General features: G+C 70.3%; 8 protein-coding genes. 2 read left to right on the top strand and 6 right to left on the bottom strand.

Annotated features, from left to right (window positions below; translation table 11 throughout):
* Nucleotides 1–20: 20 nt before the first annotated feature.
* Nucleotides 21–1,931, top strand: coding sequence for an asparagine synthase (glutamine-hydrolyzing) (gene asnB / locus ASC56_RS16425; protein WP_159039664.1), 1,911 nt, complete (start codon nucleotides 21–23; stop codon nucleotides 1,929–1,931).
* Here the strand turns inward: asnB and ASC56_RS16420 are convergent.
* Together ASC56_RS16420 and ASC56_RS16415 are read right to left on the bottom strand one after the other, a co-directional pair.
* The gene (locus ASC56_RS16420; RefSeq protein WP_055492154.1) at nucleotides 1,910–3,268 is read right to left on the bottom strand and encodes a lipopolysaccharide biosynthesis protein; all 1,359 of its coding nucleotides are present in this window, start codon (nucleotides 3,266–3,268) and stop codon (nucleotides 1,910–1,912) included. The two genes, asnB and ASC56_RS16420, sit on opposite strands and share 22 nt — an antisense overlap.
* Complete coding sequence (locus ASC56_RS16415) at nucleotides 3,265–4,764, bottom strand: O-antigen ligase (RefSeq protein WP_055492153.1); 1,500 nt, start codon at nucleotides 4,762–4,764, stop codon at nucleotides 3,265–3,267. The genes ASC56_RS16420 and ASC56_RS16415 overlap by 4 nt, the downstream gene beginning before the upstream one ends.
* 365 nt (nucleotides 4,765–5,129) lie before the next feature.
* On the opposite strand from ASC56_RS16415, the gene ASC56_RS16410 reads away from it, so the two are divergent.
* A complete protein-coding gene (locus ASC56_RS16410) occupies nucleotides 5,130–6,035 on the top strand; it encodes a bifunctional 2-polyprenyl-6-hydroxyphenol methylase/3-demethylubiquinol 3-O-methyltransferase UbiG (RefSeq protein WP_079102535.1) in 906 nt (301 codons plus the stop codon).
* Here the strand turns inward: ASC56_RS16410 and ASC56_RS39730 are convergent.
* The 4 genes from ASC56_RS39730 to ASC56_RS16390 all read right to left on the bottom strand — a co-directional run bounded on the left by ASC56_RS39730 (nucleotide 6,011) and on the right by ASC56_RS16390 (nucleotide 12,402).
* Nucleotides 6,011–7,273, bottom strand: a complete 1,263-nt coding sequence (locus ASC56_RS39730; RefSeq protein WP_055492151.1) for a hypothetical protein — start codon at nucleotides 7,271–7,273, stop codon at nucleotides 6,011–6,013. The genes ASC56_RS16410 and ASC56_RS39730 overlap by 25 nt on opposite strands.
* Before the next feature lie 75 nt (nucleotides 7,274–7,348).
* Nucleotides 7,349–8,821 (bottom strand): sugar transferase, encoded by a 1,473-nt coding sequence (locus ASC56_RS16400; protein WP_079102556.1) that lies wholly within the window; start codon nucleotides 8,819–8,821, stop codon nucleotides 7,349–7,351.
* Between the two features lie 242 nt (nucleotides 8,822–9,063).
* Nucleotides 9,064–11,370 carry a (Fe-S)-binding protein gene (locus ASC56_RS16395; RefSeq protein WP_055492150.1) on the bottom strand — a complete coding sequence of 769 codons (2,307 nt, stop codon included), beginning with the start codon at nucleotides 11,368–11,370 and terminating at the stop codon, nucleotides 9,064–9,066.
* A 237-nt stretch (nucleotides 11,371–11,607) separates the two neighbouring features.
* Nucleotides 11,608–12,402, bottom strand: coding sequence for a glutaminyl-peptide cyclotransferase (locus ASC56_RS16390; RefSeq protein ID WP_234376972.1), 795 nt, complete (start codon nucleotides 12,400–12,402; stop codon nucleotides 11,608–11,610).
* Nucleotides 12,403–12,682 lie beyond the last annotated feature (280 nt).

Raw genomic sequence — 12,682 nt, 5'->3', positions numbered from 1 at the left:
GAGGCATGATGTGCGGTTTCGTGGTGGTCCTGAACCGTGGTGCGGCCGGGGACAACCCCCGTACGAGGAACCCGTGTACGACGGACGACCCGTGTACGACGATCGAGCACCGGGGCCCGGACTCCTGCGGGCATCGGGACCTTCGGGGTGCGGGCTGGCACGCGTCACTGCACTTCCGCCGGCTTGCGATCGTCGACGTCGGCTCCCGCAGCGACCAGCCCTTCGGTGACGCCGAGCGGGGGGTCCTCGTCTACAACGGGGAGATCTACAACGCTCCCGAACTGCGGGGGACGCTGCGGTCCCGAGGGGTCCGGTTCACCACCGAAGGCGACACCGAGGTCCTCCACGAGCTGCTGCTCCAGCCCGATGCCGCACAACTGCTCGGGCGGGTCGACGGGATGTTCGGCTTCGTCCAGGTCCTGCCCGACGGACAGGTGCGCTATGGACGCGACCGGCTGGGCGTCAAGCCCCTCTACGTCGCCTCGGACACGTCGGGCCGCCTCGTCGCCCTGGCCAGTGAGATCGCTCCGCTGCGCGCGATCGGCCTCGCCGACCATGTCGATCCCGTGGCCGTCGCGCAGGGGGCGATGTTCCTCTGGACGCCTCCCCCGCGCACGGGCTGGCGCCGCGTGCACGCGGCACCGGCCGGCTCCGCGCACTGCGTCCGGCCACCCGAGTACACACGCCCCCGGCTCCTCTGGCAGGCGGAGGCCACCTCATCGGCGCAGGGAATCGGTGAGGCGGTGCGTGAGTCGGTGAGACGCCAGGTCAGGGCGGACGTCCCGGTCGGGCTGCTGCTGAGCGGGGGAGTCGACAGCACATGGCTGGGTGTGGAACTGGGCCGTGCGGGGTTCTCGGGACCCGTCTTCTCGGCGCGTGACGCCTCGCCGCGGCAAGACCCGGCGGAGCCCTTCGAGAAGGACGCCCCGTACGCCGAGCGGGCGGCCCGTCACCTCGGGGTGCCGCTGCACTGGGTGGATCTCGATGTCGACGTACTGCGGCAGATCCCCGAGATGGTACGGGTGATGGAGCTGCCGTTCGGAGACCCGGCGGCCATCGCGCTCATGCGCCTGTCACGGGCCGCCCGCGGCGAGGCGACCGTGCTGCTGTCCGGGATCGGGGTGGAGGAGCTGTTCCTGGGATACGAGCGGTACCAGGCCGTACGGATGCTGCAGCGGATTCCGGCGGCGGGCCGCAGTCTCCTCGGACGTGCGTCACAGGGTCCGGTCCCGGGGAGGTTTCGCGAACGGACGGACAAGCTCGGCCGGATGTGCCGGCAGAGTCCCCGCGACTGGGCATGGGGAGGCCAGTCCTACTTCACGGCCGAGGAATGGGCACAACTGTCTCCGAAGGTCGAACTGGAAGAGGTCGTGGCTGCCCACCGTGACATCACGGACCCCCTGCTGGCGGGGGGAGCGAGCCCGCTGAGCGCCGTCGCGGAGTGCGACCGGCGTCTGTTCCTGCCGGGCCTCAACCTCCTGTACGCGGATCGCGCGTCCATGCGGGCCAGCGTGGAACTGCGCGTGCCGTTCCTCGGCGAACCCGTCGTCGCCTCGGCGCTCGCGGTGCGAGCGGAAGACCAGCTCCGTACCGGGAAGGGCAAGGCGCAGTTCAGAGCCGCCGCGTCGGCCGCGGGGGTTCCGGACTTCGTCACGCGCCGTTCGAAGACGGGGTTCGGAGCACCGGTCCGCTCCCTGCTGAGGCGGCACGGACGGCAACTGTGGCCGTGGGTGCGGCAGTCCGGGATCTTCGACGAGCTCTTCGACCGGCGGACCGCCGACCGGTTCGTGACCGAGCACGTGTCGGGAGAGCGTGAGCGCGGGCTGGCCGTTTTCGGCCTCATCTGCGCGGCGGTGTGGTGGGAACGGAACGTCGACGGTGACGGACGGGTCGCCGAAGCGCTTCAGGACTACCACGCGGTCGCGCCCTGACCCCTCGGCGGCGGGACCGTGGAGCTCGTTCCCGGGCTTCCCCCGCCGTCCGGGAGGGCGGTCTCCCCCGCGTCCACGGCCCGCCGGTAGCGCAGGATGTGGGCGATCAGGTTCACGGCCAGCGCGAGAAGGCTCGCCCATGCCGCTCCCGCGGCTCCGAAGGCCGGAATCAGCAGGAGGTTGAGGACGAGGTTCGACACCGTCAGGGTGATCGCCGCGGTCCGCAGGTCCGAGCCGAGCCCGTGCGCCGCCAGAAAGGAATTGAACAGGCGGGTCACGGCGCTGATCACCTGCGCCGCGGCCAGGACCGGTACCAGGCCCGCCGCCATCTCGAACTTCTCGGAATAGACGAGCCGGACCACCGGCTCGGCCAGCGTGCTCAACGCGACCGCCGGTAGGAGGCTCATCAGCGTCACCGTCGCGACCCAGCGCGGTTCCATACGAGGCTGGCGGGTGAGCCGTCCGAAGAGCGCCGTCGCCACACCCGCACTCGGCAGGGCGATGGGAGACGCGAGCGCTGCGGCACACATGTAGCAGGCGAACGAACGCGGATCGCTCGCGGCACCGAGCATCAGCGTGTCCATGTGGTAGGTGCCCATGCTCAGTACCCGGCCGACGTAGGCCGAGAAGCCGTAGTCACGGGCACCTCGGAGCATCCGCGACATGGTTTCGCGAAGTCCGCGGAACACGGGCCGGAGGTTCGCCAGGAGCGCGACCCAGCCGACGAGCAGGAACAGGGTGTCCGCCAGAAGAACTCCTGACGATGTCAGCCGTACCCCCGTCGTCGGCAGGGTCATGAGCAGGCCGAGGAAACCCAGCCGCGACAGTACGGAGGCGATCGAGTAGCTGTGGAGCCGGTCGAGACCCTGGGCCGTCTGGAGACACACGAAGTCGAGGGGGTAACCCACCGAGACGAGGGCCACCATTCTCAGCGCCGGGCCCGCGTGAACGTCCAGGCAGGCGTCCACGATCCAGGACAGCGCGAAGACGGTGACCCCGAACAGGACGGAGACCGGAACGAAGAGCGCCACGACCGCGCCGGCGGTGCGACGCCGTTCCGCCGGGTCCGAGAGCGCCAGCATCCGGGCCGCGGGTAGGAACAGCCCGAACTCGAAGAACATCGCGCTGAACAGGAGCAGCTGCTTGCCGAACGTGTAGCTCGAGTAGGCGTCGACGTCCAGGGCCCTGGCCAGCAGCGCGGACGTGATCATGCCCAGTCCGCCGAGCGCCGCATTCGAGCAGGCGAAGCCGACGGCCTGACGAACCGTCGTGGAGGACCAGGCGATCCTCACCTTGGCGCAGGTCCTCACGGCGGCACCGACGTTGACGGCCGTCATGCCACCGGCTCCGCGATACGCGCCAGAGCCCGCTCCGGGGCCGCCGCCGCGGCCTTTTCACGAGCCGGTCGCCGCTGGGCCGTTTCGACGGCCGACGCGGCGAGTGCCAGGACCACGGCCAGTACGGCATTGCTCGGCCCCAGCGGCAGCATCGTCAACTCGACGGAGAAGGCCAGATAGGACACGGCCCCGGCGATCACGGCCGCATGCAGCACTTGGCGCGTCGCGTCCTCACGTGCCGCCCGGCCGAGCCGGCGGAGCATCCTGGTGCCGTGTCCGCACACGGTGAGCAGGGCCGCGAAGCCGATCACGCCCTGCTCCGCCAGCGTCCCGACGAACGAGCTGTGGGGAGACTGCACGGACCGCACGCCCCACACCACCTTGGGGTCGACCCGCTTCTGAGCCTCGACGAACTGGTTGATCCCCACTCCGGTGACCGGGGCGGAACGCCAGATCTCCAGACCCACCTGATACGTCGCGAACCGGCCGGCCACGTTGTCGGTGTCGGCCATGCGGGCACGGAAGAGGTCGTTGTCCTGCAACGGTACGAAGAGGATGAGGGCCCCCAGGGCCACGGCGACGGCCACGGCGGCGAGTCTCAGCCTCTTCCCGGCCCGCAGGCCGAGCCCGAGGAAGAGGACCAGGAGGGCACAGGCCCAGGCCACGCGGAACAGCGAGAGCGCCATGCCCGTGATCTGCACGGCGGCCAGCAGGGGGCCCGTGAGGGCGGCAAACCCTCTTCGGCGCGAGCCGTCGGGGCCCGCGCTCATCCACCAGAAGAGCGTCGCGGCGAGTGTCAGGGCCAGGGTGAGCGCGTAGACCTCCGGGGCGGCATACGGCCCGGAGACACGGACCAACCCGCCGACCTCGGTGTCGGTTCGCACGGCTCCGCCGCTGAGGGTCGCCAGCTCGTATCCGAAGAGGTGCTCCGTGATGCCGAGCACGGCCACAGAGGTGCCGCAGACCATCAGTCCCGCCGCCCAGGCCCGCAGTCGCCCGGGGCTGTCCGCCGTGCGGCGGCAGACAGCGAAGGCGATGCAGGGGAGCAGGATCGCGTCGATGAAGGTCTGCAGTGCGCCCAGGCTGCTGGGGTGCGTGCTCAGGGCACGGCAGAGGAAGGCAGCGGCGAACCCCGTGACCGCGGTGACGAAGGACCGCACACCGGGGGCGCTCGGCCTTCCGGCCCGCCTTGTCAGCAGGACCGTGAGAGCCAGGGCGCCCAGGTAGACACGGTCGAACGTCAGCACTGTCCCCGACTGCGGATAGCGGGCGAAGGGATAGAGGACGGGAGACAGGACCAGCCAGGTGAGGCCCGCGGCGAGCGGGTTCCGGGCCGCCACAAGGGCGAAAGCCGTCATTATCACAGCGGAGAACAAGATCACCGAGAGCATGCTCGGCGAGAAGAGGAAGCCGGCCAGTGCCGCCGTGCCGATCCCCGTGTAGAGGACGGAACAGACGGTTGTGGCCGTGATTTTCCGGGCCTGATTCGTCTTCATAGGGGTGTTGACCTGTCGCAGGCGCTTTTGCATTCCATCACATTGCTGCTCTTCCAAACGGCCACTGACTCTCCGAATATCCGTCCGGCAGGGTCGGTTTTCCATGGCGAGGTCGCGGAGGGACACGCTAGTGTCATGACTTCCTCTACGATGTCGGACGACGCACCTTACCGGCCGAATTTCCACTCCGAATGAGCCGCTCGGGTAAGAGGCCATTCGTTCCTTCGGGCGTTCTGTCCCGCGTTCCCCGCTTGGGATTGTCGGCTGTGTGACCATGCTGACGAGGTGTGAGGCCTTGACCCGGAATTCATTGCCGATGTTCCGGTCCCCGGACGTCCGCTGCCTCACCGGAGTGAGAGGGCGACATGCGAGAGAACACAATTTCCGAATTCTGGTCGGCGCACCCGTGCGGAGACCATCTGGTGGGTGGCGCCTCCAGAGGAGGCCGATCCGACTCCGAGGAATTCTTCACACGGTATGACACATTCAAGTACCGATTGGAGCCGCACATCCCCGGGTGCCTCGATGACCTCGACGTCGCCGGTCGGCGGGTGCTTGAAATCGGTCTCGGTCAGGGAGCCGAGTCGGAACAGCTCATTCGCCGGGGCGCGCTGTGGACGGGTGTCGATCTGACCCGGACTTCTGTGGAGCGGGTCGGAGCACGGCTGTCGCAGCGCAACCTGCCCCGGGAGGGGCTGCACTGCGGAAGCGTCTTGGATCTTCCGTTCCCGGCCGATTCCTTCGACCTGGTCTTCAGCCATGGTGTGCTGCACCATGTGCCGGACATCCTGGCGGCTCAGCGGGAGATCCACCGGGTGCTCCGCCCGGGAGGCGAGCTGGTCGTCATGCTCTATGCCCGGTGGTCGCTGAACTATCTGCTGGCCATCGGCCTGGTCCGGCGGGCCGCGCTGGCGGTGGTCTACCCCCTGGCCCGGGCCGGCCTGCTCAAGCCGTCCGGAGTCGTCGGCGCGCATGTGACGAACGCGCGCCGTACGGGGCTGCGCAGCTATCTGAGGATGCGGGAGTTCATCCACCACAACACCGACGGGCCGGACAACCCGCACTCACGCGTCTACGACGTGCGCACGGTGCGTCAGCACTTCCCGGACTTCTCCGTCACCCGGGCGCACAAGCACTTCCTGCACGCGCCGCCGTTGCCCGTCCACCGTCTTCCCGGAGGCCGGGTGGCGGGCTGGCATCTGTGGGTCCACATGAGGCCGAAGGAGCGGGCCGACGTCCCGTCGGGCTACGAGGCCGCCGCCGTCCGCTGAGCGGTGGGGGAGGAGGGGCGCGGCCCGCCCGCCACCACGGCGTGGAGGGCGGTCAGCGCGTCCAGCAGCGGAGCGGCGCTCCAGCGGGGCGACCTCCACAGGGCCCCGTTCCCCTGGGAGCCCTCGGCCGGTGTGCCGGTGCCGAGGCCCGGATAGCGTCCCACGACCGCTGCCAGTACGGCACACCCGAAGTCGGCCGCGGCGAAGCCGCGTTCGGTCGCCCACGCCGCCATCCGTACCGCTGTCGCATCGTTGTTCGGGTCCCGTCTGGTCCGGCCGCCCGCGAAGTAGAGGGGCAGGGGGCCGTCGAACAGGTTCCGCAGGTAGTGGTCGGCCCCCCGTTCGAGAGGGGTCCGGACATCCATACCGAGCAGGGTGCCCGCCTGTTCGAGGCGCAGCAGCACGTACCCGGTGTGGAAGCCGTCCACCCAGTCCAGCCGCGGGCCCCGTCCGTACGGCCAGGAACCGTCGGCACGCTGGCCGTCCAGGCTCACCTCGACGGCACTGCGGGCGGCACCGGCCAGACGTTCCGCCAGACCGCCGGGCAGTGTTCCGATGCGGGCCAGACGGGCGGCGAGCGCGGCGCCCATGAGGTTGGCGTTGTGGACGAGGACGCCGCTGGTCGGGGTGTAGGTGAAGAACGTGCCGTTGTACAGGTGCTCAAGGAGTCCGTGGGCGAGCAAGCGCACCGCATCGTCGTCGAGTGTCCCGGTGTCCAGGCAGCCGTCCGCGCAGAAGGTGGTGGCCACGAGGTTGGGGACGGAGGCGGGGTAGTACGACCACCGGGTCTGTACGTCGAACTCGTAGCGCCACAGGCCGGCGTAACGACCCGTCATCTGCTCGGCGGCCGTCCGCCGGCCCAGACGCAGGGCGCGCTCCCGCCACAGGGGGGACGACGAGAGCCGGGCGCAGGCACCCGCGGCGCATCCGGTGGCCGTCGCGGTGCGCAGCGGGCGGATGCCCAGGACCGGACGCAGGTCGAGCGGGCTGCGTTTGACCGCCTGCAGGAGCGCCTGCCGCAGCACACGGTGACCAGCCAGCCGTCCCAGCGGGCCGGTCAGCCCGTCGTACGGGTCGGGACCCGCCCAGTCGCGGGCGTCGGCCCACCGGAAGAGCCGGTCCGCCAGGGGGAGTACGTCCCCGGTGTCACAGGGCTCGGGAAGGTGGCCGCCCGCGGTGTGGTGGCCCGGCCGGAAGCGGTTCCGGGACGAGTGGTCGGTGGGTGTTCTCGACGGCATGGGGCCCTCCCCGAGGATCGCCGGTGGTGGTGGTCGTCGCCGGTGCCGTCGAACGGGGGCGGGCCCGGCGGTGGTTCAGTAGGCTCCGGTCCCCGCGATGACCGCGCGGACGGTGCGGACGAGGACGCCGAGGTCCACGGACGGGGACCAGTTGTCCACGTACCTGAGGTCCAGGGCGATCGTCTCGTCCCAGGACAGGTCCGAGCGGCCGCTGACCTGCCACAGGCCGGTGAGGCCCGGCTTGACCGCCAGCCTGCGCAGCTCCACCTCGTCGTATCCGGCGACCTCGGCGGGCAGCGGCGGCCGTGGGCCCACCAGGGACATGTGTCCCTGCACCACGTTGAACAGCTGGGGCAGTTCGTCCAGGGAGTAGCGGCGCAGCACCCGGCCGACGCGGGTGATCCGCGGGTCGCGGCGGATCTTGAACATACGGCCGTCCTGCTCGTTGGTCCCGGCCAGCTGGTGCCTGAGCCGCTCGGCGTCGGCGACCATGGTGCGGAACTTGGCCATGGTGAAGGGCACCCCACCCCGGCCGATGCGGGTCTGCCGGTGCACGACGGGGCCCGGGGAGTCCAGTCGTACGGCCAGGGCCACCACCGCGAACACCGGGGCCAGCAGCACGATCAGCAGCGCCGCGCCGAGCCGGTCCGTCACCGACTTCAGCAGTGTCGCGAGCCCCCGCCGCAGGGGCGGGGCGACGTTCAGCATGGTGAGCCCGGCCACGGAGGAGACGCCCACCCGGCGCCCCGCCACCTCGGTCAGGCCCGGCACGACCACGAGCGGGCGCTCCTCGCCGTGCAGGGCCCATGACAGCCGGCGCAGACGCGTTCCGGCCATGTACGGACCCGGCACGACGAGGACCACGTCCACGTCGAGCCGCCGGGCCGCCTCCAGCACCGGGGCGGAGTCGGCCGACATGCGCGGCGGTGCCTGCCGGTCGAGACGGGCGGCGACGGGGGCCAGGGCCTGGGGGTCCTCGTCGCCGACCGGGCACACCCCGACCACGACGACCTCGTGGTCGGTCCGCCTCGCGAGGTGGCTCACCAGACCGTCGACCGCGTCCGCCTCCCCGATCAGCAGGGCCCGGCGCACGGCCCGGCCGCCCCGGCGCCGGGTGACCAGATGACGGTGGATCAGCGTCTGCACGCCGGCGCTCGTCGGGGCGCAGGGCACGAGGGCGGCGAGCGCGAGGAGGAAGGGGGACTCCTCGCCCGTCGCCGCCCTGACCACCGCGAGCAGTCCGACCAGCACCAGCCAGTCCTGCAGTGCGGGGACGATGTTGTCGCGCTCGCCGAGACGGCGTTCGCAGTAGCGGTCCCGTGCGCCGCGCACGAGCAGCCAGGCCGCGGCCGCCGCTGTCGCGTACGCCGCGGCGTACGGGCTGTCGGCCAGCGCGAAGAACAGGTACACCGGCACGGCGGCGCCGGCCACGTCACCGAGGACGGCGGCCGGCGCGTACCAGGCAGGCTTGCCGGTGCGGCGCCCGGACGGTGGTTGCTTCGGGATGACGTGTGTCTGCGTATGGCTTGCCACTGGTACGTGGGGCATGGTCTCCCCGAACAGCCACATTCGCCCTCCAAGCGGGATCAAAAGGGACTGTTCGAGTGTGTATGGCCGCCTGCGGGTGACGGGGGCGCGACGCTGGGTCACGGGGAACTGTCACCCGATGAGCAGAGCGCCATGCCCGGCGCATATGCGGCGGCAGGTCCGAGAGGGTGAGCGGCCGGTGCGTGACGAAGGGCCGGGATCGCACCCTGCGACCCCGGCCCTCGGCGGCTTGCGTACGCCGTCTACTTCACGGGTTCCGGCTGCGGCTCGCTCTCCGTCTCCGCCTCGCCCTCCGGGTCGACCGGCGTCCTGACGGAGTCGAGGAGCAGCTGGGCGACGTCCACGACCTGGATGGACTCCTTGACCTTGCCGCCCGCGGCGGAGCCGTTGTCGGCTGCGGCCTTCTTGCCGTTCACCGAGTCCGTGAGCATGACCAGGCAGAACGGGCAGGCGGTGGAGATGATGTCCGGGTTGAGGGAGAGGGCCTCGTCGACGCGCTCGTTGTTGATGCGCTTGCCGATCCGCTCCTCCATCCACATGCGGGCGCCGCCGGCGCCGCAGCAGAAGCCGCGCTCCTTGTGGCGGTGCATCTCCTCGTTGCGCAGGCCCGGGACCTTGCCGATGATCTCGCGCGGGGGCGTGTAGATCTTGTTGTGGCGGCCCAGGTAGCACGGGTCGTGGTAGGTGATGAGGCCCTCGACCGGGGTGACCGGGACCAGCTTGCCCTCGTCGACGAGGTGCTGGAGCAGCTGGGTGTGGTGGATGACCTCGTAGTCGCCGCCGAGCTGCGGGTATTCGTTGCCGATCGTGTTGAGGCAGTGCGGGCAGGTCGCGACGATCTTCTTGGCGGACTTCGGCTTCTTCGTCGCCGGGTCCACGTTGCCGTCCTCGTCGAGGGACTCGCCGAAGGCCATGTTCAGCGCGGCCACGTTCTCCATGCCGAGCTCCTGGAACAGGGGCTCGTTGCCCAGGCGGCGGGCGGAGTCACCGGTGCACTTCTCGTCGCCGCCCATGATCGCGAACTTGACGCCCGCGATGTGCAGCAGCTCCGCGAAGGCCTTGGTGGTCTTCTTGGCGCGGTCCTCCAGGGCGCCGGCGCAGCCGACCCAGTACAGGTACTCGACCTCGGACAGGTCCTCGATGTCCCGGCCGACGACCGGCACCTCGAAGTCGACCTCCTTGGTCCATTCCAGGCGCTGCTTCTTGGCCAGGCCCCAGGGGTTGCCCTTCTTCTCCAGGTTCTTGAGCATCGTGCCCGCCTCGGACGGGAACGCCGACTCGATCATCACCTGGTAGCGGCGCATGTCGACGATGTGGTCGACGTGCTCGATGTCGACCGGGCACTGCTCGACGCAGGCGCCGCAGGTGGTGCAGGACCACAGGACGTCCGGGTCGATGACGCCGTTCTCCTGGGCGGTGCCGATCAGCGGGCGCTCGGCCTCGGCGAGAGCGGCGGCGGGGACGTCCTTCAGCTGCTCGGCGGACGCCTTCTCCTCGCCCTCCATGGTCTTGCCGCCGCCGGCCAGCAGATACGGCGCCTTGGCGTGCGCGTGGTCGCGCAGCGACATGATCAGCAGCTTCGGGGACAGCGGCTTGCCGGTGTTCCAGGCCGGGCACTGCGACTGGCAGCGGCCGCACTCGGTGCAGGTGGAGAAGTCCAGCAGACCCTTCCAGGAGAACTGCTCGACCTGCGAGACACCGAAGACGTCGTCCTCGCCCGGGTCGGCGAAGTCGATCGGCTTGCCGCCCGACGTCATCGGCTGCAGGGCGCCGAGCGCCGTCTCACCGGTCGCGTTGCGCTTGAACCAGATGTTCGGGAAGGCGAGGAAGCGGTGCCAGGCCACACCCATGTTGGTGTTGAGGGACACCACGATCATCCAGATGAACGAGACACTGATCTTGATCATCGCGACCAGGTAGACCAGGTTCTGCAGCGTGCCGACCGACAGGCCCTGGAAGGCGAGGACGAGCGGGTACGAGGCGAAGTACGACGCCCTGTAGCCGTCCACGTGGTGCAGCGTGCCCTCCAGGCCGCGCAGCACGTAGATGGCGAGGCCGATGGTCAGGATGACGTACTCGACGAAGTACGCCTGGCCCGCTTTGGAGCCCGCGAAGCGGGACTTGCGGCCGGCCCTCGACGGCAGGCTCAGCAGGCGGATCGCCATCAGGACGAGGATGCCGAGGGTCGTCATCACGCCGATGAACTCGGTGTACATCTCGAACGGCAGGAAGTCACCGAGGAGCGGCAGCGTCCAGTCGGCCTTGAAGAGCTGGCCGAACGCCTGGGCCAGGGTCGGCGGCAGGGTCAGGAAGCCGACGGCCACGAACCAGTGGGCGAAGCCCACGATGCCCCAGCGGTTCATCCGCGTGTGCCCGAGGAACTCCCGCACCAGCGTCACGCTGCGCTGGTAGGGGTTGTCGGTCCGGCTGCCGGCGGGGACGGGCTGGCCGAGCTTGAAGTACCGGACGAACTGACCGATGGCGCGTGCGAGCAGCGCAACGCCGACCACGGTCAGGACCAGCGACACGATGATCGCGGCGAGTTGCATTTTGGGGGCTCCTCGGGCCTGCGAGGGGGTTTCCTGGTTTCCTCGGTGTACTTCCTGTGTACTCCGAAGATGTTCATTACTAAGCGGTAACTTATGCAGTCCGTCTGAGACTACCCACTTATGCCGCCGCACTGTAGTGGGGCAGGCGGTGATCTGCGTCGCTGTGGGGCCCGGCTCAGCGCCGGCACCCGCCGGTCCGTCCGGCGGGTGCCGGCGGGTCCGGCGGGGTCCGGAGGATCAGGCGGGTCCGGCGGGGACGAACTGCACACGGAACATCCTGGGCCAGAACTTCCCGGTGATCAGGAACTGGTTCGTTCCGGGGAGGGCCGCGATGCCGTTCAGCGTGGCCCCGGGGACGAGTTCGTCGTCGCGCAGCAGGCCGGAGGCGTCGACGCTCGCCGTCACCGTGCCGGTGGCGGGGTCGATGCGCACGATGCGGTCGGTGAACAGGACGTTGGCGTACACGGTGGTGCCGACGCACTCCAGCTCGTTCAGCTGTGTCACCGGCCGGCCCGCTTCGGTGACGGCGATCTCGCCCGTCTTCGCGAGTGTGCCGGGGTCACGGAACGTCAGCCGTGCGGAGCCGTCGCTGGTCACCAGCCGGTGCCGTGCCCGCTGGAGGCACATGCCCCAGCCCTCGCCGGGATACGGGACGCGGCGCAGCTCGGCGAGCGTGCGGGCGTCGCGCTCGATGGCGATCCGGTTGCGCCAGGTCAGCTGCCACAGGGTCCGGCCGAGCACAGTGATCCCTTCACCGAACAGGGGCGTGGGCAGTGCGGCGCTGACCGTGGGCTTCCTGCCGGGAGGCCCGGCCCGTACCGAGGACCGGCCGGAGATCCCGGTGGCTTCGTAGAGGGTGCCCCCGGCCATCTCCAGGCCCTCGGTGAAGGCGTCGGGGTCGTGCGGAAGGGCCTGGAGCACCTTGACCCGCAGATGCTCGACCCGGGCCACGGCGGCCCGCCGCCCCGCCGTGGCCCGTGGCGCCCGCTCGTCGGCCCGCTCCGCCGACCCGCACGAGACGAGCAACAGCACACAGACAAGCATGGCGACCGCGGCGGGGCGGGCTCGGTTGGCTGCGGTGGGTTTCGCGGGGTGGGGCTGGGTGGATGCGGTGGGTTTCGCGGGGCGGGCGTGGTCAGATGCGGTTGCTCGTGCGTGGTGGACGCGCCCGGCAGCCGGTGCCGGGAGTGATACCGCTTCCGATGCGGCGGGCGCCGGGGGAGGCGCCGAGTCCCACGCGGCGAGTCTCGTGGCGCGGCCCCGCCGGGATGCGGTGGGCGCCGTCGGGCGTGCCCGGTCGGGGTGCGTGGGC

This window comes from Streptomyces sp. TP-A0356, assembly GCF_001417775.1.
Classification (GTDB): Bacteria; Actinomycetota; Actinomycetes; order Streptomycetales; family Streptomycetaceae; genus Streptomyces.
The sequence above is the reverse complement of the archived record's forward strand: the minus strand, read 5'-3'. Positions and strand labels throughout refer to the sequence as shown.